At 69.3% G+C, this 18,509-nt stretch carries 15 protein-coding genes; 2 read left to right on the top strand and 13 right to left on the bottom strand.

The features are described 5' to 3' along the window. Positions 1–8: 8 nt before the first annotated feature. From ODI_RS02650 to ODI_RS02600, 11 genes are all read right to left on the bottom strand, one after another. Positions 9–1,358 carry an MFS transporter gene (locus tag ODI_RS02650; RefSeq protein ID WP_067756473.1) on the bottom strand — a complete coding sequence of 450 codons (1,350 nt, stop codon included), beginning with the start codon at positions 1,356–1,358 and terminating at the stop codon, positions 9–11. A gap of 92 nt (positions 1,359–1,450) precedes the next feature. Continuing rightward, positions 1,451–2,257 (bottom strand): enoyl-CoA hydratase/isomerase family protein, encoded by an 807-nt coding sequence (locus tag ODI_RS02645; protein WP_067756470.1) that lies wholly within the window; start codon positions 2,255–2,257, stop codon positions 1,451–1,453. A 79-nt stretch (positions 2,258–2,336) separates the two neighbouring features. Continuing rightward, positions 2,337–2,975 carry a UbiX family flavin prenyltransferase gene (locus ODI_RS02640; RefSeq protein WP_067756467.1) on the bottom strand — a complete coding sequence of 213 codons (639 nt, stop codon included), beginning with the start codon at positions 2,973–2,975 and terminating at the stop codon, positions 2,337–2,339. 8 nt (positions 2,976–2,983) lie between these two features. Continuing rightward, positions 2,984–4,417 (bottom strand): UbiD family decarboxylase, encoded by a 1,434-nt coding sequence (locus ODI_RS02635; protein WP_067756464.1) that lies wholly within the window; start codon positions 4,415–4,417, stop codon positions 2,984–2,986. A gap of 69 nt (positions 4,418–4,486) precedes the next feature. Next, positions 4,487–6,073, bottom strand: coding sequence for an AMP-binding protein (locus tag ODI_RS02630; RefSeq protein ID WP_067756461.1), 1,587 nt, complete (start codon positions 6,071–6,073; stop codon positions 4,487–4,489). A 5-nt stretch (positions 6,074–6,078) separates the two neighbouring features. Next, the gene (locus tag ODI_RS02625; protein WP_067756459.1) at positions 6,079–6,600 is read right to left on the bottom strand and encodes a (2Fe-2S)-binding protein; all 522 of its coding nucleotides are present in this window, start codon (positions 6,598–6,600) and stop codon (positions 6,079–6,081) included. Beyond that, positions 6,597–7,439, bottom strand: a complete 843-nt coding sequence (locus tag ODI_RS02620; RefSeq protein WP_067756456.1) for an FAD binding domain-containing protein — start codon at positions 7,437–7,439, stop codon at positions 6,597–6,599. Before ODI_RS02620 ends, ODI_RS02625 begins: the two co-directional genes overlap by 4 nt. Continuing rightward, positions 7,436–10,429: a xanthine dehydrogenase family protein molybdopterin-binding subunit gene (locus tag ODI_RS02615; RefSeq protein ID WP_067756453.1), complete on the bottom strand. Its 2,994-nt coding sequence runs from the start codon at positions 10,427–10,429 to the stop codon at positions 7,436–7,438. The genes ODI_RS02620 and ODI_RS02615 overlap by 4 nt, the downstream gene beginning before the upstream one ends. 19 nt (positions 10,430–10,448) lie before the next feature. Next, positions 10,449–11,900 carry an aldehyde dehydrogenase family protein gene (locus tag ODI_RS02610; protein ID WP_067756450.1) on the bottom strand — a complete coding sequence of 484 codons (1,452 nt, stop codon included), beginning with the start codon at positions 11,898–11,900 and terminating at the stop codon, positions 10,449–10,451. A gap of 36 nt (positions 11,901–11,936) precedes the next feature. Beyond that, the gene (locus ODI_RS02605; protein WP_067756447.1) at positions 11,937–12,911 is read right to left on the bottom strand and encodes a tripartite tricarboxylate transporter substrate binding protein; all 975 of its coding nucleotides are present in this window, start codon (positions 12,909–12,911) and stop codon (positions 11,937–11,939) included. Positions 12,912–13,005: 94 nt separating this feature from the next. Next, positions 13,006–14,199 carry a mandelate racemase/muconate lactonizing enzyme family protein gene (locus ODI_RS02600; protein ID WP_231968173.1) on the bottom strand — a complete coding sequence of 398 codons (1,194 nt, stop codon included), beginning with the start codon at positions 14,197–14,199 and terminating at the stop codon, positions 13,006–13,008. 247 nt (positions 14,200–14,446) lie between these two features. Between ODI_RS02600 and ODI_RS02595 the strand changes: the two genes are divergently transcribed. Continuing rightward, a complete protein-coding gene (locus tag ODI_RS02595; protein ID WP_067756444.1) occupies positions 14,447–15,691 on the top strand; it encodes a D-amino acid dehydrogenase in 1,245 nt (414 codons plus the stop codon). Between the two features lie 40 nt (positions 15,692–15,731). Here the strand turns inward: ODI_RS02595 and ODI_RS02590 are convergent, their stop codons facing one another. Further along, positions 15,732–16,721: a tripartite tricarboxylate transporter substrate binding protein gene (locus tag ODI_RS02590; RefSeq protein ID WP_082985399.1), complete on the bottom strand. Its 990-nt coding sequence runs from the start codon at positions 16,719–16,721 to the stop codon at positions 15,732–15,734. Positions 16,722–17,045: 324 nt separating this feature from the next. Here ODI_RS02590 and ODI_RS02585 point away from each other — a divergent pair, with 324 nt between their 5' ends. Beyond that, positions 17,046–18,050 (top strand): LysR family transcriptional regulator, encoded by a 1,005-nt coding sequence (locus ODI_RS02585; protein WP_067756441.1) that lies wholly within the window; start codon positions 17,046–17,048, stop codon positions 18,048–18,050. A gap of 21 nt (positions 18,051–18,071) precedes the next feature. Here the strand turns inward: ODI_RS02585 and ODI_RS02580 are convergent, their stop codons facing one another. Further along, on the bottom strand, positions 18,072–18,491 hold the full coding sequence (locus tag ODI_RS02580) for a winged helix-turn-helix transcriptional regulator (RefSeq protein ID WP_067756438.1): 420 nt from the start codon (positions 18,489–18,491) through the stop codon (positions 18,072–18,074). Positions 18,492–18,509: the final 18 nt, after the last annotated feature.

Raw genomic sequence — 18,509 nt, 5'->3', positions numbered from 1 at the left:
CCGCCGACCTAGCGGAAATTGCCGCGCGTTTCGCGGATGACCAGCGCGCCCAGGATGTAGACCGCGAAGGCCCCGATCGAGAAGTAGCCCAGGATGCGCGGCACGTCGGCCATGGTGTTGGCCGCCAGCGAGACGAAGGTGGGCGTGAGGCCGCCGATGGCGAAGCCGATGTTCCACGACAGGCCGGTTCCCGTGGCGCGCAAGGCCGTGGGGAAGCGCTCGTTCAGGAAGATCAGGATCGGCGCATAGGCCGCATTGCCGAGGAAGGCGATGCCCAAGGCATAAGGCAGGATGGTGGCGGCATCGGTGGCCTGGCCCATGCCGTTGAACAGGATCGGCAGCAGGATCAGCGCGGGCACGCCCAGCGCCAGGAAGGCCAGCTTGCGGCCGATGAAGTCGCTGATGAAACCCACGAACAGCGAGGCGAAGAAGGCGCAGACGCTGGCCCAGATCAGGATGCGCGACGCCTCGCTGTTGGGCAGGCCGTTCACCAGCCGCAGGAACGAGGGCATGTAGCCCGAGGTCAGGTAATAGGCCGCGCCGCCGCCGAAGGTGATCAGCAGGTTGAACATCAGCACCTTGCGGTACTCGCCGCCGAATAGCGTCTTCACGGGGGACACGCGCGGCGCGTTCGCGCGCTTCTGCGCGCGGGCGGCCTGCGCCTGCTTGAAATACGGCGACTCTTCCAGGTTGCCGAAGATGAAGAGCCCCAGCACCGCGCTCAGCAGGCCCGAGAAGAACATGCAGCGCCAGCCCCACACGGCGAACGCATCCCCGGGGAAAATGGACGACACGATCCAGAACACCAGCGCCGCCAGCAGCGCGCCCAGCGCCGCGCCGCCCCCCACGAAGCCCGACATGGTGCCGCGCCAGCGCGGGGCGACCGATTCGGTGCCGATGGTGTGCGTGGCCGCGACCACGCCGCCAATGAACATGCCCTGCACCAGGCGCAGGATCAGGAACAGGACGGGGGCGATGATGCCGGCCTGGTGGATCGTCGGCAGCAGGCCGAAGGCGGCCGTGGACACGCCCGTGCCCACCAGCGCCACCGTCATGGCGCCCTTGCGGCCATACAGGTCGGCATAGTGGCCGAACACGGCCGACCCCAACGGACGGATGATGAGCGCCACGGCCGAGGACGCGTACACCGCGGCCAGCGACAGCGTGGGCTGCGAAGACGGGAAGAACAGCACGCTGACCACCGGGGCCACGTACAGCAGGATGAACAGGTCGAACAGGTCCAGTGACCAGCCCAGCACCGACGCGGCAATCGCGTTGCGCCGCTGGCGGGGGCTGATCTGCGGCGCCTCGTCAGGCGCGGGGGTGGCTGGGTTGGCTTGCGAACTGCTGCTGGCCATGGTGTCTACTCCTCGATCTTCTTATTGGTGCCCGGTGGTGTCGGAAGGCCGCGCGGGCGCACGCGGCCTTCCCTCCTGCCATCGATGGCCGCTCAGTTGCCCGTGAAGGTCGGCTTGCGCTTGCCGTGGAAGGCTTCGACGCCTTCCTTGAAATCGTGCGACTGGCGCAGGCGGCTGTAGCAATGGCCTTCCAGCTCGATGGAGGCCGACAGCGAGGCGTCCTCGGTGTCGTTCAGCAGCTTCTTGGCCGTGCGCTGCGCGAGGGGCGAGAACACGACCAGCTCTTCCACCAGGCGGTCGGTGGCGGCCTCCAGCTCGGCATCGGGCACGATCTCGGTGGCCAGGCCCCAGTCATAGGCCTGTTGGCCGGGAATGCGGCGCGAGCGCATCACGACGTCCTTGGTGCGGGTGATGCCCACCATCTTCTGCAGGCGCGCGGAACCGCCCGAACCGGGGATCTGGCCCAGCTTCTGCTCGGGCAGCGCGTATTGTGTGGTCTCGGTGACCAGGCGGAAGTCGCAGGCCAGCGAAATCTCGAAGCCCACGCCGAAGCAATAGCCGCGGTTGGCCACCACGACGGGCTTGCTGCAGCGCGCGGGCGCGGCGATGTTCCAGGCCAGCCTGGACACGTGCTCGGGCGTGGCTTCCAGGAAACCCTTGATATCGCCGCCGCTGGAAAAGTGCTCGCCTTCGGCGCGCAGCACGATGACGCGCACGTCGTCGTGCTCGTCCAGGGCTTCGAACACCAGGCGCAGCTGGTCGCGCTGGAACATCGAGATGATGTTGAAGGGCGGGCGCGCCAGCACGATGTCGGCGCGCTTGCGGCCGGCGTCGATCTCGACGCGGAAGCCGTCGAGCTTGTCCAGCAGACGCTGGGCGGAATGGGTCAGTGCGGTCATGGTGTGCTCCAGGTCAGGGGTCCGTCGCGCGCGGCGGAGAAATCGGAATCAGGTTGGAAAGGGTCGTCGGGTTGTCGGGTCAGGTGTCTTGGGCTGCCGACGTCTCGCCAGGCTTGCGCAATCCCTCCCAGCGCCGCACCAGCCCCTGGTGCGGCACATCGAAGAGATCCAGCACGCGGCCCACGGTGTGGTCGATCATGTCGTCCAGCGAGGCCGGCATCGCATAGAAGGCCGGCACGGGCGGAAAGACGATGGCGCCCATTTCGGTGGCCGTGGTCATGTTGCGCAGGTGAGCCAGGTTCAGCGGCGTCTCGCGCGCCAGCAGCACCACGCGGCGGCGCTCCTTCAGCGCCACGTCGGCGGCGCGCGTCACCAGGTTGTCGGCCATGCCCAGCGCCACGCCCGCCAGCGTCTTCATCGAGCACGGCGCGATCACCATGCCTTCCGTGCGGAACGAACCGCTGGAGATCGCGGCGCCGATGTCCTTGGCGTTGTGCACCACATCGGCGAAGGATTCGATCTCGCCGCGTGTCAGGGACAGCTCCTGCGAGGCGGTCAGGCCGCCCGAGGCAGACATCACCAGGTGCGTTTCCCAGCCAGGCAGCTGGCGCAGCACCTGCAGCAGGCGCACGCCATAGACCGCGCCGCTGGCGCCGGTGATGGCGACGATCAGGCGGCGCGGCGGCGCGGCGGGAGTCGAGGTAACGGGCGGCTGCATGGCGATGCTCAGGACAGGTGGAAGTCGGCGCGTGCGCCGCTGTCCAGGTCACGCGCCGGGTCCACGGTGTCTTCGCCCGGCACGCGGACCTTGGTGAAGACATGCTCGTGGTACGCCACCGGACGCGTGGCATCCAGGCCCATCTTGGCGCTGATGCCCTGTTCGTGCGGCGGTTGCACGCCGTCCCTGGCCGGACGCGTGAGCGTGGTCGACGGGTCCAGCGCCGAGCCCTGCGCGCCCGCGATCACCACCAGGTCGCGATCGGCCTGGAAGCGCGTGGCCACCGCCCACTCGACCTGCTGCGGATCGTGCACGTCCACGTCCTCGTCCACCACGATCACCTGCTTGATGTCGTAGTGCGCGCCGAAAGCCGCCAGGATGACGTTCTTGGGCTGGCCCTCGTGGCGCTTGTGCATCTTCACGTACAGGTGATAGCGGCCCACCCCGCCGATCGACAGGTGCACGTCGCGCACGTCCTGGTGGCTGCGCTGCAGGATGGCCAGCAGCGTCGCCTCGCGCGGGATCGAGCCCAGCAGCAGGTGCTCCATCTCGGCCGGGATGATGGTGTGATAGATCGGGTCGCGGCGATGCGTGATGGCGTCGACCTGGATGACCTCGCGCGCCTCGCGGGCGCTGTAGTACTTCGGAAACTCGCCGAAGGGGCCCTCTTCCTCGCGCACGCGCGGCAGCAGGCGGCCTTCGATGACGATCTCGGCATGGGCGGGCACCCGCACCTCGTTGGTCAGGCACTTGGTCACGGGCAGCGGCGCGCCGTGCAGGGCGCCGGCGATCTCCAGTTCGTCATGGTCGATGGGCGTGATGGCCTGCGAGGCCAGCATCGTCATCGGGTCCACGCCGATCACCACCGCCACGGCCAGCGCCTCGTTGCGCGCCTCGGCTTCCTTGTAGAAAGCCCACAGGTGGCGCGGCAGCAGCAGGATGGCCATGCGGTCGCGGGCATGTACCTGGATGCGGTTGATCGACACGTTCTGCACGCCCGTCACCGGATTGCGCGCGATCACCAGGCCCGCCGTGATGTAGGGACCGTTGTCATGTTCGCTGTGCGTGGGCACGGGCAGGATGCCGCGCACGTCCGGCTCGCGATGCACCACCTGCTGGCAAGGCGGATCCTGGACCTCGCGCCAGGCCATCGGCGCCTCGGCCGCGCGGCGGAAGGCATCCAGCAAGCCGGATTGCGGCACGCCCATGGCCTCGGCGATCCAGCCGCGCCGGGACATGAAACCGGACACCACCGGCACCGTGGCGCCCTCGGGCTTGGGGAAGTAGACGGCCTTCCGGCCGTCCATGTGCTTGGCGATGGCCGCCAGCTCATGGGTCAACGCCACGCCCTCGCGCGCCACCGCCAGCCTGCCCGTGTCCTGCAGATGGGCCAGCCAGCGCCGGAAGTCGGTGTGGACCGGCAGTGCCTGTTCGTTCCTCATTGCTCTGTGCTCCCGCTGCGCGCGCGAGCCGTGCTCGCACGCAGATTTGGTCGATGGCGCCCGCGCGCCCTAGGATTTCGCCGGCGCGGCGGGCGCGGCGCCCTGCCCGCCCTCGGCTTCGTATTCACCCGCCACCAGCTTCCTGCGCAAGACCTTGCCCACGGGCGATTTGGGAATCTCGGTCACAAACACATATTCACGCGGACGCTTGAAGTTCGGCAGGTCCGACTGGCGGCAGTGCGCGTCCAGCGCGGCGGCTTCCGCCGCGGCGTCGGCCTCGGCATCCTTGCGCTTGACGAAGGCCACCACGCGCTGGCCCCAGCGTTCGTCGCGCAGGCCGGCCACCGCCACCTCGTCCACGCCCGGATGCAGCGACACCACCGACTCGATGTCCACCGGCGAGATGTTCTCGCCGCCGCTGATGATCATGTCGTCCACCCGGCCCGTCACGAAGAGATCCCCGTCTTCGTCGAAGTAGCCCGTGTCGCCCGTGCAATACCAGCCCTGGCGCAAGGACTTGGCGTCGGCATCGGCCCGGTTCCAGTAGTGTTCGAAGGCCTCGTCTCCCGACAGGTCGGCCACGATCTGGCCTTCCTCGTTGACCGCCGCCACCTCGTCGGGCGTCTGCGCATCGAGCCTGATGACGCGCAGGCGCGTGTTGATGCCCGCACGGCCGGCGCTGCCGGGCTTCCTCATGGCGTCCTGGTCGATGGAGAAGGTATAGACCTCGGACGAGCCGTAGTGATTGACGAAGAGCTCGGGCCCGACCGCGGTGTTCAGGCGTTGCAGCAGCGCGTCGTGCATCGGCGCGCCGGCGAATCCCAGCTTGGTCACCGAGGACAGGTCGCCGCCCTGGCGTTCCTGGCAGGACAGCATGTCGTGATACAGCGTCGGCACGAGATACAGGCAGGTGATGCCCTCTGCCTCGATGATGGCCAGGGTCTGCGCCGCGTCGAACTTCGGCATGCACACGAAGAGGCCGTCGACCAGCGCCATCGCCAGCAGCGAGCGCACGCCCATCGTGTGATACAGCGGCATCACGCCCAGCGTGCGCTCGCCGCGGCGGTAGAGATTCTGCGCCACGTGGCCCAGCGCGGCGGCGCGCTCGTGGCGATGGCGGCGCGGCACGCCCTTGGGCTTGCCGGTGGTGCCCGAGGTGTAGAGCATCAAGGAATAGTCATCGGCGCTGGCCTGCGGCTGCAGGGCGCCGGCAGGCGTGGCCAGCAATTGCGCGAAGGTGGGTGCGCCGCCGATGGGCGCGCCGGCCAGCGCGCCCACGGCCACGCAAGGCACGGTCTGCACGGCCTTGCTGGCACGCACGGCCTCTTCGTTGACCGCCTCGAAGAACACCACGCGAACCTGCGCATCGGCCGCGCAGTAGTCCACCTCCTCGGGCTTGGCGCGCCAGTTCAGCGGCGTCATGATCAGGCCGGCGAACTGGCAGGCCCAATGCAGCGTGGCCATTTCATAGCGGTTCTGCAGCACCGCCAGCACGTGGTCGCCACGCGCCAGGCCCATGCCCTGCAGGCCCGCGACCAGCCCGGCGATTTCGTCGCGCCATTGCGCATAGGTCCGGCGCAGGTCGCCGTCGACGATGGCAAGCGCTTGCGGGCTGCGCTCCACGCTTTGCAGGAAGGTCCGTCCAAGGTCCAGCATGTGTCTCACTCCCCCGTGGTCGCCGGGGCGGTGGCCGCCCGGCGCGCCGCTGCCGTCTCCAGGACGGCGCGGACGATGTTGGTGTAGCCGGTGCACCGGCAAAGATGGCCCGACAGCATGTCGCGCACCTCCTGTTCGGTCGGGTCCGGGCGCCGGCGCAGGTAATCCGCGCAGGACATCAGGATGCCGGCCGTGCAGAAGCCGCACTGCAGGGCGTGGTTGCGATGAAAGGCTTCCTGCAGGTCCGAGAAATCGTCCTCCAGGCCGCACAGTCCCTCGACCGTGTCGACGCTGCGCTCGTCCACCTGCACGGCCAGCGTCAGACAGGCGCGGCCTGCCACGCCGTCGATCTGCACCGTGCAGGCGCCGCACACGCCGTGCTCGCAGCCGACGTGCGTGCCGGTGGCGCCCAGCGTGTCGCGCAGGAAATCCGAGAGCAGCGTGCGTGACTCGCACGCGCCGCTGCGCGGCTGGCCATTGAGCGTGAGCCGGATGACGTGGCTGCCGTCCTGGGCATAGGTCTTCATGTCGTCTCCTCGGCGGCGCGCGCGTCCGTGACCCGCGCGATCATCTGCGCGCCCAGCCGGCGCACCAGGTGGCGGCGAAAGCGCGCGCTGGCGTGGTGGTCATCCTGGGCGCCCAGCGACCAGGCGAAATCGTTCAGGGCCGTGTCCTGTTCGGCGCCGGCCTGCAGCGGCAGCGTGGCCGCGCGTGGCCGGTCCGCGACGCCGCCCACCGCCAGCCGCAGCGCGTCGCCGCGCCGCACGGCGGCCACCGAGGCCACAGCGAAGTCACCGTGGCGCGTGGCGAATTCGGTGAAGGCCACGCGCTCTCCTTCCCTGCCCAGCGGGAAACGCACCTCTTCGACCAGTTCATCGGGCGCACGCGCCGTCATCAACATGCCCTGGAAGAAATCGTCGGCCGCCAGCACGCGGCGCTTCTTCGGGCCGCGCAGCACCACTTGGCCGCCCAGCGCCACCAGGGCCAGCGGCAGCTCCGCGCTCGGGTCGGCATGCGCAACGGAGCCGCAGACCGTGCCGCGATTGCGGATCTGGAAGTGCGAGATATGGGGAAATATCTGCGCCAGCAGCGGCACTTCGCGCGCCAGTTCCGGCCGCCATTCGACGCTGGCCTGGGTGGCTGCCGCGCCCACGCACAGGTGGCCATCGGCGATGCGCGCGTAGTCCAGTTCCTGGCAACGCGAGATGTCGATGAGCGCCGTGGGCTGCGCCAGGCGCATGTTCAGCACCGCCATCAGCGACTGGCCGCCCGCCAGGATGCGTGCGTCCTGGCCCAGCTTGGCCAGCAGGTCGATGGCTTCCTTCGCCGTGTCGGCGCGTATGTAGTCGACGGCCTGCGGCTTCATCGCCCCACTCCCAGGCGGCGCAGCAGGCGCCGCCACCATGGGCCGGACGCAGACGCGGCCGAGCCGCCTCCCGCCTGCCGGCCCAGTTGCTCGAACAGCTGGCGCAGCACGATCTTGGCCGCGCCTTCCAGCATGCGTCCGCCCACCGCGGCCACCTTGCCCGACACCTCGGCCTGGTAGTCATAGCCCAGCAGCGTGCCGCCTTCGGCGGCGGTCAGCGTGACCTTGCCGCTGCCCTTGGCCGACCCCACCGACGACAGGCCCGAGCCGGACAGACGCAGGCTGTTGGGGGGGTCGAGCTCGGACAGCGAGACCTCCGCCGCGTAGCGCGCCTTGATCATGCCCACGCCCACCGTGACGTCGGCGCGATAGCGGTTCTCGCCCACGGCCTGCAAGGCGTTGCAGCCCGGGATGACATTGGCCAGTGCCTTGGGGTCCAGCAGGACCGCGAACACCGCCTCGGGCGAGGCCGGCAACAGCACTTCGCCGCGCGCAGCCAGCGCCTTGCCGCCCTTGCCCGCCGGTTCGGCGCTGGCCTCCTCCTGCGGTTTGCTGGAGGGCGGGTCTTCCATGCCCAGCAGGTCCATCACCCGCGTGGCCGTCAGCGGCAAGGTGATATCGCGCACGCCCAGCGCATCGGCCACGGCGTTGGCGATACAGGGCGGCGTGCTCATGTTGTTGCCCTCGCCCACCCCCTTGGCGCCCAGCGGCGTGAAAGGCGATGGCGTCTCCTGGTGCAGGATCACCGGCTCGGGCACTTCGCAGGTGGTGGGCAGCAGGTAGTCGGCATAGGTGCCCGACTGGAAGCTGCCGTCCGCGCCGTAACGGAACTCTTCCATCAGCGCCGCGCCCAGGCCCTGGGCGAACGCGCCGCGGATCTGGCCATCCACCAGCGCCGGGTTCAGGATGCGGCCCGCGTCGTGGGTCGTGATGTAGCGGTCGATGCGCACGCGGCCGGTATCGCGATCGATCTCCACCGCGCACACGTCGAACGCGAAGCCATAGGCAGCCGAGGTATTGACCCGGTCCTGCTCATCGGGCGCGGTCAGTTGCGGCGGCGTCCAGAACGCCGTCTCGCGCAGGCCCGGGTCCATGCCTTCCGGCAACAGGCCGGGCGCCCAGTGCGGCGAGGCGGCCAGGCGGGTGAAGGCCACGCCGCGCTCGGGCGCCTGCTCGGGAAAGATCTTGCCGTTGGCAAAGCGCACGTCCTCGGGCGCCACGCCGAACTGGTGGGCCGCGATGCGCGACAGCTTGTCGCGCAGCTTCAGGCAGGCCAGGTGCAGCGTGCCCGCCACGGCGCCCGCGAAACGGCTGGAATAGTTGCCGGCCGCGACCGACCAGGCATCCTTGGCCGTGTCGAATTCCACATTCACCGCCACCTGCTCGGGCTGCACGCCGAACACGTCGGCCACCACCTGGGCGCAAACCGTGCGATGCCCCTGCCCCGCGGGCGACGAGGCCACCACGACGTTCAGGCCGCCCAGCGGATCGATGCCCACGGTGGCGGCGGCGATGGCGCCGTTCTTCGGGCCCGCCTTGGCGCGCGCCTCGGCGGGCATGGCCGTGGTGATGTAGCCCATGTTGGACACCGAGGGCTCGACGATGGCGGCATAGCCGATGCCATACAGCCGGCCTTCGGCGCGCGCGGCGTCGCGGCGCGCCAGCAGGTCGTCCAGCCCGCCCTCGGCGCGCACGCGATCCAGCGCCCCCGTGTAATCACCCGAGTCGATCAGGGCGCCGGCCGCCGCCTGATAAGGGAAGGCATCGCTGGGAATGAAGTTGCGCCGGTACAGCGCCAGCGGCTCGATGCCCAGTTCCACCGAGATGCGCTGCATCACGCGCTCCAGCGCGAAATACACCTGTGGTCCGCCGAAGCCGCGCACCAGTCCGGCAGGCGTCTTGTTGGTCAGCACCACGCGGTTGCGCACGCGCAGGTTGGGAATGTCGTAGGCGCCCGTCAGGCAGCCATGCATGCGATAGAAGGTGGCAGGCTCGGGCGCCCGCAGATAGCCGCCCACGTCGTCCAGCTGGTCGTAGGACAGCGCCGTGATGCGGCCGTCTGCGCGCACGGCGGCCTCGATGCGGCTGGCGCGGCCCGTGGCCGACGTCGCGGCCGTCAGGTGCTCCAGGCGGTCTTCCACCCACTTCACCGGCGCCTGCGCCTTGCGCGCGGCCAGGCACATCAGCACCACATAGGGGAACACCGACTGCTTCACGCCGAAGCTGCCGCCCGAATCCTTGAAGGTCTTGTGGCGCAGCTGGTTGCCGGAAATCTTCAGCGCCAGCGCCATCACCGTGTGCAGCGTGAAGGGCCCCATGAAATTGGAGCTGGCCTCGTAGCCATCCTGTGCCGAGAGGTACTGCGCCACCACCACCGCGCCCTCGATCGGGGTGCAGGAATTGCGCGGATAACGCACGTCCAGCGCGATCACGTGGTCCGCCTCGGCGAACGCCTTCTCCGGGTCGCCGTAGCGGAAGCTGCGGTCGCTGACCACGTTGGTGCCGACCTTCTCGTGCAGCACCGGCGCGTCGTCCTCGGCGGCCTCCACCACGTCCACGGCAGGCGGCAACTGCTCGTAGCTGACGGTGACGCGGTCGGCGCCGTCTTCCGCCTGGTAGCGCGATTCGGCGATCACCACGACCACGGGCTCGCCCACGTAGCGCACCTTTTCCTGCGCCAGCGCCCATTGCTCCATGGGCTGCTTCACGCCCACCACGAAAGGCTTGGACCAGGCGGCCACGTCCTCGGGCAGCAGCACGGCCCGCACGCCCGGCACGGCCAGCGCCGCGCTGGCGTCGATGCCCGTGATGCGGGCATGCGCGTGGGGGGCGCGCACCACGGCAGCGTGCAGCGTGCCCGCGGGCACGGCCACGTCGTCGCCATACTGGCCGCGGCCGGTCAGGATGGCCCGATTCTCCAGCCGCGCCATCGGCCGTCCCAGGTGAGGCCGGTTGTCTGACGCGTCCGAAGACGAAGAGGAATGACTCATGCTTGTGCTGCCTGCCGGCTCAGACCACGCCGGCGTTCTGGTAGATGTGCTTGATCTCGACGAAGTCGATCAGGGCGTCGAACCCGTGCAGGCGGCCGATGCCGCTGCGGCGGTAGCCGCCGGTCTCCGCCTCGGCGAAGAGCTTGTTGTGGTCGTTCAGCCAGACCGTGCCGTTGCGCAGCGCGCGCGCCACGCGCCAGCCGCGCGCGCCGTCGTTCGTCCACACGCTGGCGGACAGGCCGAACTCGCTGTGGTTGGCGCGCGTCACGGCCTCGCGCTCGTCCTCGAACTTCTCCAGCACCAGCAGGGGACCGAAGATCTCTTCCTGCACGAAGAAGGCGCTGGTGTCGCGGTGCGCCACCAGCGTGGGCAGCAGGTAGCAACCCTGCTTCGGCGCATCCTGCGGGCGGCCGCCGCGCACGATCACTTCGTCGGCGGCATCCAGCGTGGCGGCGATGCGCGCCTCCACGTGATCCCGCGCGGCGGCGTCGATCAGCGGCCCGATCTGCACGCCCTGGGCCAGGCCTGGTCCCACGCGCAGCGCCCCCAGCGCCTGCGCCAACGCCTGCTTCATCTCGTCGTAGCGCGAGGCATGCACCAGCACGCGGCGCGCGGCGGTGCACTGTTGCCCGGAAATGATGGTGGCGGCGGCCGCCAGCGCCGGCGCCACCTTGGCCACATCGGCATCCTCGAAGACCAGGCAGCTGGACTTGCCGCCCAGCTCCAGCGACAGCTTCTTCATGGTGGGCGCGGCGGCGGCCATGATGCGCTGGCCCGTGCCGTTAGACCCCGTGAAGCTGATGACCTCGACCTCGGGCGATTCGACCAGGCGCTGCGCGACCGCGTGGCCGGTTTCGCTCAGCAGGTTCAGCACGCCCTTGGGCAGGCCCGTGGCGGCATCGAGTTCGCGCAGCACGTCCCAACTGACCAGCGCCGTCTGCGGCGCGGGCTTCACCACCGTCGTGCAGCCCGCGGCCAACGCCGGCGCCAGCGAGCGGATCAACAGCACGATCGGCGCGTTCCACGGGATGATGAGGCCCGCGACGCCGGCCGGCTCCTTCAGCAGGGTCGAGAACACACCCGGCTCGACTTCCATGGCGTGGCCGGGAATGTGGCGCGCCAGGCCGGCGTAATAGCGGATCTCGGAGATCGCGCCCGCCATCTCGCCGCGCGACTGCGCCAACACCTTGCCGTTCTCGCGCGTCAGCAGTTCCGCCAGCGCCTCGGTCCGCGCCTCCAGCCTGTCGGCCCAGCGCAGCAGCACCTGCTGGCGCAGGCGCGGGTTCTGCGCCCAGTCGGGCCGCTCGAACGCCTCGCGCGCGGCGGCGATGGCCGCCCGCGCGTCCGCGTCCCCGCTGTCGGGAAAGCGCCCCAGCACGCTGCCGTCCGACGGGTCGGTGCTGGTGGCGGTCTTGCCCGAGCGCGCCGGCTGCCAGGTGCCGCCGATCAGGTTGAGGGCTTCGATGCTCATGTGCTGCGATTCCTGTTGCTGTGTTGTCGGCGAGGCTTACTGCGGCGGAATGCCCGACTCGCTCACGACCTTCTTCCACATGTCCATCTGCTGTCCGATGAAGGCGCCGAACTCGGCGGCCGTGCCGCCATCGGGCACCACGCCCTGCTCGGCAAAGACCTTGCGCACCTCGGGCTGTTTCAGGATGGCGTTGATCTGCGTGTTGAGTTTCTCCACGATGGGCGCGGGCGTGCCTGCCGGCACCACGAAGCCGTGCCACGACGACACCTCGTAGCCCGGCACGCCGGCCTGGCCGAGGGTGGGCAGTTCGGGCATCAGCGGCGAGCGATCGGCGCTGGCGATGGCCAGCGGCCGCACCTTGCCCGACTGGATGAAGGGCAGCGCGTGGGGGAAGGCGTCGAACGCCACTTCCACCTGGCCGCCGGCCAGGTCGGTCAGCAGCGGCGTGCTGCCCTTGTAGGGCACCTGCGTCATCTCGACGCCCGCCATGCTTTCGAACAGCTCCATCGCCAGGTGGTTGGACGAGCCGCTGCCCGACGAGCCGTAGTTGATGGCGCCCGGCCTGGCCTTGGCCGCGGCCAGCACGTCGGCCGTGCTCTGGTACCGCGACTTGGCATTCACCACCAGCAGCATGGGCGAGCGGCCTGCCAGCACCACGGGCGCGAAGTCCTTCGCCGTGTCATAGGGCAATTGCCTGTAGAGCCAGGGGTTGGCCGCGAAGGGGAACTGCACCACCAGCACGGTGTAGCCATCGGCCGGCGCCTTGGCAGCGAACGACGTGCCGATCTGCGTGCCGGCGCCCGGCTTGTTGTCGACGATGGCCGGCTGGCCCCAGGCCTCGGCAAGCTTGGCGCCCACCACGCGGCCCAGCGTGTCGTTGAAGCCCCCCGCCGGATACGGCACCACGATCCGGATCGGCTTGTCCGGATACGTGCCCTGCGCCGAGGCGCCGGCCGCCAGGCCAAGCACTCCGATCGCCAGAACCGCTGCTGCGCGCGCTACCTTGTTCATGCTGTCTCCCTTGTCTTATTGGATGACCCGACCTTCCTGCCAGGCCTTTCTGGGGTCGCGTCGGCCCGGTTCTGTCGCCGGGTCCGCCACGCCGTCACACGTAGGCCGGCCCCTCGATGGCGGGGTGGGCCTTGATGAATGCCTCGTCGACCTCGACGCCGATGCCGGGGGCTTCCAGCGGCCGCACCATGCCTTGCGCGTCCACACGGAACGGCTCGGACACCAACTCGTCGCGGAAGCGGTTGCGGCGCGACACGTCGGCCTCGAAATAGCCGCCGTTGTCCAGCGCCGACAGCACCTGCACGGACGCGGCCATGTTCAGGCCCGTCATCGAGGTATGCAGGTGGATGGGCAGGCGGTACGACGACGCCAGGCCCGCGATGCGCAGGGTCTCGGTGATGCCGCCCGTCTTGGACAGGTCGGGTTGCAGGATGGCGGCCACGCGGCCTTCCACCAGGCGCGTGAACTCGAAGCGCGTGTAGTGGTTCTCGCCCGCGGCGAAGGGCACGTTGCCGAAGGCCCGGGCCAGTTCGTAGTGGCGGTAGTCATGGGCGGGAAACGGTTCCTCCAGCCAACCCACCCGCAGGCGGTCCAGCGCGGGAATGACCTGGCGCGCATCCTCCAGCGTGTAGGCGCCGTTGGCGTCGGCCAGGATCGTGACGTCCTCGCCCAGCGTCTCGCGCACGGCCTCGGCGCGCGTGATGTCGCGCCGCCAGGTGTCGCCCAGGCGCAGCTTCACCGCGCGATAGCCCGCGGCCACGTGCTTGCCGGCCTCTTCAACCAGTTCGGCCGGCGGCTGCCAGCCCAATGCGACGCCGCCGGCATAGGCGGGCACGGCACGGCCCGAGCCGCCCAGCAGGCGATACAGCGGCTGGCCCGCCGCCTTGCCGCGGATGTCCCACAGCGCCATGTCCAGGCCGCTCATGGCGACCACGCAGCCGGTGCCCAGGCCCATGCCCACCAGCTGGCGGCGATAGACCAGGTCCCAGATGCCGGTGGTGTCGCCCGCGTCGCGGCCCAGCACGGCGTCGCGCAGGGCGGTGTTGATGAAATGCGCCACGGTGGTGTGGGCGCGGCAGTGGTGCGACTCGCCATAGCCCGTCAGCCCGCACTCCGTCGTGACCTTCACGATCACGGCATCGCGCTTGACCGCCCGACCCACGCCCAGCGTCACGCTGTCGCCGGCCGCGACGGGAAACGACACCGCGCTGGCCTGGACGTCACGGATCTTCAATGCGGCGGCCCCGAAGGAGGATGCCTGGGTCGGTGCTGCGGCGGACTGCGTCATGCTGCCTGTCTCCTGCTCGCCCGTCTTGCGGACAATGCTGTGGTCTTGTGGGGCGAGTCTAGGTAAGGGCAGCAATCATGTAAATTAATCTTTAATGATTAAAACAATCAGTTCAAATGATGACCCTGAAACATCACCCATGAAGGACTGTCGCAGCGCCCCCGCCATGAGGCCGGTTTGACAGCACGTTGATGGCGTCGATAGGATCGGCCTGATCCGCAGCAAGCAGGCAGTCAAGAACACATCCATGCATATCGTCGTCATCGGCGCCGGCATCATCGGCACGAGCACCGCCTACGCCCTGATGCAGGACGGCCACTACGTCACCCTCATCGACGCCGCCCCGCACGCGGGCACGCAGGCCAGCCGCGCGAATGGCGGCCAGCTCAGCTACAGCTTCGTCGCGCCCCTGGCCGAACCCGCGGTGCTGCCCCAGTTGCCGCGCTGGCTCTTGCGCGAGGACTCGCCGCTGCGCTGGCGGCCGCGCGCAGACCCGGCGCAATGGCGCTGGATCCTGTCCTTCCTGCTCGCCTGTCGGCGTGGTCTCCACCAGGAGACCACGCGCGACCTGCTGGCACTGGGCATGGCCAGCCGCCACGCGCTGCGCCAGCTGGTCGAGCGCGAGTCGCCCGCCTTCGACTTTACGGCCAGCGGCAAGCTGCAGGTCTACGGCGACACGAAATCGCTGGACGCGGCACGCCGCCGCACCGAGTTCCTGGCTTCGCTGGGCTGCCCGCAACAGATCCTGAGCACCGCCGACTGCGTGGCGCGCGAACCCGCGCTGGCCGACATGGCCGGCGGCATCGCCGGCGGGGTCCATACGGAAACCGAGGACGCGGGCGATGCCCACGCCCTGTGCCGCCACATGGAAGAAGGCCTGCGCCAGTCCTCGCGCAGCCAGTTGATGTTCGAGACCACGGTGCAAGGCTGGCGCACCAGTGGTCTGCGCGTGGTGGCGCTGCGCACCTCGCGCGGCGAACTGGCCGCCGACGGCTACGTGCTGGCCGGCGGCGTCGGCTCGCAGGCCCTGGCGCGACGGCTGGGCATGGACCTCGGCATCTATCCGCTGAAGGGCTACAGCCTCACCTATGCGCTGACGCCGGACAGCCGCGCGCCCACCATGAGCGTGAGCGACATCGCCAGCAAGGTGGTCTATGCGCGACTGGGTGACCGGCTGCGCGTGGCCGGCATGGTGGACATCGGCCACGTCACCACCGAGATCGACGCCGGGCGCATCACCCGCATGGAGCAGGCGGTGGCGCAGCGCTTCCCGCGCCTGAACGCCGCGGGCGCGCCCAGCGCCTGGGCCGGCCTGCGTCCGGCACGCCCGAACGGCAAGCCGCTCATCGGCCCCACCCGCTATGACAACCTGTGGCTGAACACCGGCCACGGCATGCTGGGCTTCACGCTGGCGGCGGGCAGCGCCCGCCTGCTGGCCGACCAGATCGCCGGACGGCCCACTTCCCTGGCCGGCGACCTGTTCCAGCCCTGAGCGCCCGGGGGGCACGCCCCGGACGCCCTGACCGCGCGCCTTACTGCGCGCGAATGTTGGCCTGCCTGATCACCTTCGACCACTTGGCCATTTCGCCTTCCACGAACACCTTGAAGTCTTCCGGCGACCCGCCCAGCGGCTCCACGCCCTGGTCGGCGTAGATCTTGCGCACATCCTCGGACTGCATGGCCTTGTTCAGCTCGGCGTTGATCTTGGCGATGATCGCGGGCGGCGTGCCGGCCGGCGCGAAGAGGCCATAAGGCACCGACACCTCGAAGTCCGCATAGCCCTGCTCGGCCACGGTCGGCACATCGGGCGCCAGCGGCGAGCGCTTGGGGCTGGTGATGGCCAGCGCGCGCATCTTGCCGGCCTTCACGTGCGGCAGCACGTGGGGCACGTTGTCGAACATCACATCCACCTGGCCACCCAGCAGGTCCGTGACCATGGGCGCGCTGCCCTTGTACGGAATCTGTGTGAGGTCGGTGCCCGTGGCGACCTTGAAGTACTCCATGGTCACGTGGTTGGACGTGCCGTTGCCGGACGAGGCGTAGTTCAGCTTGCCGGGCGCCGCCTTGGCGCGCGCCACCAGGTCCTGCAACGACGTGATCGGCGACGCCTGGCGCACCACCAGCAGGTTGCGGGCCTGCGCGCCGCCCACCACCGGCACCAGATCCTTGCGGGTGTCGTAGGGCAGCTTGTCGTACAGGAAGGAATTGACGATGAACGGGAAGCCCTGGATCAGCAGGGTATAGCCGTCGGGCGCGGCGCGCGCCGCCATCTCCGTGCCGACGATGGTGCCGGCCCCGGCCTTGTTCTCGACCACCACGGGCTGGCCCCAGGCCTCCTGCAGTTTGCGGGCGAAGATGCGGCCCAGCGTGTCGTTGAAGCCCCCGGGGGTGTAGGGCACGATGATCTTCACGAGCTTGTCGGGATAGGACGCGGCGGCGTCCGTTACGGCGTGCGCCCCCAGGCTGGCGGCGCCCAGGGCGGCGGCCAGCAAGAGGCGGGTGAGCGTCTTGGCTGCATTCATGCTTGTCTCCGTTTTTATAGGCATGGCATCGGGCGCCAGTGTGCTGTCCCACAGATACGTCGGCATGACGAAACGTGCCGGTTGGGGCCAGGGCTAGGCGCGAACCGCAGCGATACCCGTAGGTATCGCGAGGATTCGCAACGACGCCATGGGTTCAACCGGCGCGTTTCGTGTCGGCGTATCTGTGGGACAGCACACCAGGCACCGTGCTGCGGCACAGTGTGTGAGGGCACATACATCAAGTCAATTAATCATTAATGATCGAACCCATCACTAATGATGATATAAATCCCGGCATCTCCTCCTGCCCTCCGGAGCCCCGGCATGGAATTCCGCCAGATCCAGTATTTCGTCTGTCTTTTCGAGGAAGGCACGGTCACGCGCGCGGCCAAGCGCCTGAACATCGTGCAGCCCGCGCTCAGCATGCAGATCGCCAAGCTCGAAGAGGAGGTCGGCCAGCGCCTGTTCGACCGCAGCACCCAGGGCATGCAACCCACGGCGGCGGGCAGGCAGATGTACCGCCTCTTCCTGCCCGTGCTGCGCGACTTCGCCCACGCGCGCGAACAGGTCATGCGCACCGACGGCGAGCTGGGCGGCCACGTCAATGTCGGCATGATCGCGTCCATCGCGCAGGGCGTGCTGTCGGACATGCTGATCGAGTTCTCGATGCGCCATCCCAAGGTCAACGTGACGCTGACCGACGGCTACAGCACCATGCTGGCCGACTGGGTGGCGGGCGGCCAGATCGAGGCGGCCATCATCAACAAGCCGCGCCGCCCCCTGGCCCTGAACGTGGAGCACATCGCCGACGAGGACCTGGTGCTGCTGACCAGCGTCAACCACCACCAGGCGCTGCCCGCCAACGTGCCATTCCGCATGGTGCCCACGCTGGAGCTCGCATTGCCCACGCGCCATCACGGCCTGCGTGGCATTCTGGAAAGTTTCGCGCAGGCCGAGGACGTGGACCTGGCGCCCACCTGCGAGACGGACTCCATCGTCAGCATCGTGAAACTGGTGGAGCGCACGCAGTTCGCCACGCTGCTGCCGCGCGTGGCCGTGCGCCGCCGGCTGGAGCGCGGCCACCTGCGCTGCCACAACGTCGTGTCGCCGCGGCTGTCGCGCCAGGTCGTGTGCGTGACGCACCCGCGCCGCCCGCTGTCTCCCGCCACCACGGCCTTCCTGGCCATGCTGAACCTGCACATCCGCGCGCTGGAAGGCGAAAGCAGCACGCCCGCGCGCGAGGGCGGCACGCAGGCCGGCGGTGTCAGCGAGACCTTGGGCGAGCAGGCGGCGCAGGCCGCGCTGGCGCAGTTGCGCGGCGCCGGTTGAGCATCGGCCTTACCGACCCGCTCAGCCTTGCTCCGCGTCGTAGCGCCGGCGTGCGCTGCGCAAGCCCTCTGCGTGCGCGATGACCCACTGCCAAAGCGGAAGCATGCCGGTCAACAGCCCCCGCCCCAGCTCGGTGAGGCGATATTCCACACGCGGCGGCACCTCCCGAAAATCGTGCCTGGATATCAGGCCGTCGCGCTCGAGCTGGCGCAGGGTGCGGGTCAGCATGCGCTGCGTGACACCCTCGAGCCTGCGCGCGATTTCCGCGTGACGCAGCGTGCCCCCCACGCCCAAGGCATGCACCACCCCCAGCGACCAGCGATTGCCGGCATGCGACAGGATCTCCCGCTTGAGGCCATCGTCATCGTCGCTCAGGGCATCGCAGGCTTGCTGCGACTGCCTCATGAGGGCATCGAACTCGGGGGTGGCTTGCGGTATCACGGGTGTGCCTTCTTCTCT

The organism is Orrella dioscoreae (assembly GCF_900089455.2).
Lineage (GTDB): Bacteria > Pseudomonadota > Gammaproteobacteria > Burkholderiales > Burkholderiaceae_B > Orrella > Orrella dioscoreae.
The sequence above is the reverse complement of the archived record's forward strand: the minus strand, read 5'-3'. Positions and strand labels throughout refer to the sequence as shown.

Bases quoted from the DNA above. Each gene is read 5' to 3' on its own strand.
- ODI_RS02650 (WP_067756473.1), bottom strand. From the start codon at position 1,358: ATGGCCAGCAGCAGTTCGCAAGCCAACCCAGCCACCCCCGCGCCTGAC.
- ODI_RS02645 (WP_067756470.1), bottom strand. From the start codon at position 2,257: ATGACCGCACTGACCCATTCCGCCCAGCGTCTGCTGGACAAGCTCGAC.
- ODI_RS02640 (WP_067756467.1), bottom strand. From the start codon at position 2,975: ATGCAGCCGCCCGTTACCTCGACTCCCGCCGCGCCGCCGCGCCGCCTG.
- ODI_RS02635 (WP_067756464.1), bottom strand. From the start codon at position 4,417: ATGAGGAACGAACAGGCACTGCCGGTCCACACCGACTTCCGGCGCTGG.
- ODI_RS02630 (WP_067756461.1), bottom strand. From the start codon at position 6,073: ATGCTGGACCTTGGACGGACCTTCCTGCAAAGCGTGGAGCGCAGCCCG.
- ODI_RS02625 (WP_067756459.1), bottom strand. From the start codon at position 6,600: ATGAAGACCTATGCCCAGGACGGCAGCCACGTCATCCGGCTCACGCTC.
- ODI_RS02620 (WP_067756456.1), bottom strand. From the start codon at position 7,439: ATGAAGCCGCAGGCCGTCGACTACATACGCGCCGACACGGCGAAGGAA.
- ODI_RS02615 (WP_067756453.1), bottom strand. From the start codon at position 10,429: ATGAGTCATTCCTCTTCGTCTTCGGACGCGTCAGACAACCGGCCTCAC.
- ODI_RS02610 (WP_067756450.1), bottom strand. From the start codon at position 11,900: ATGAGCATCGAAGCCCTCAACCTGATCGGCGGCACCTGGCAGCCGGCG.
- ODI_RS02605 (WP_067756447.1), bottom strand. From the start codon at position 12,911: ATGAACAAGGTAGCGCGCGCAGCAGCGGTTCTGGCGATCGGAGTGCTT.
- ODI_RS02600 (WP_231968173.1), bottom strand. From the start codon at position 14,199: ATGACGCAGTCCGCCGCAGCACCGACCCAGGCATCCTCCTTCGGGGCC.
- ODI_RS02595 (WP_067756444.1), top strand. From the start codon at position 14,447: ATGCATATCGTCGTCATCGGCGCCGGCATCATCGGCACGAGCACCGCC.
- ODI_RS02590 (WP_082985399.1), bottom strand. From the start codon at position 16,721: ATGAATGCAGCCAAGACGCTCACCCGCCTCTTGCTGGCCGCCGCCCTG.
- ODI_RS02585 (WP_067756441.1), top strand. From the start codon at position 17,046: ATGGAATTCCGCCAGATCCAGTATTTCGTCTGTCTTTTCGAGGAAGGC.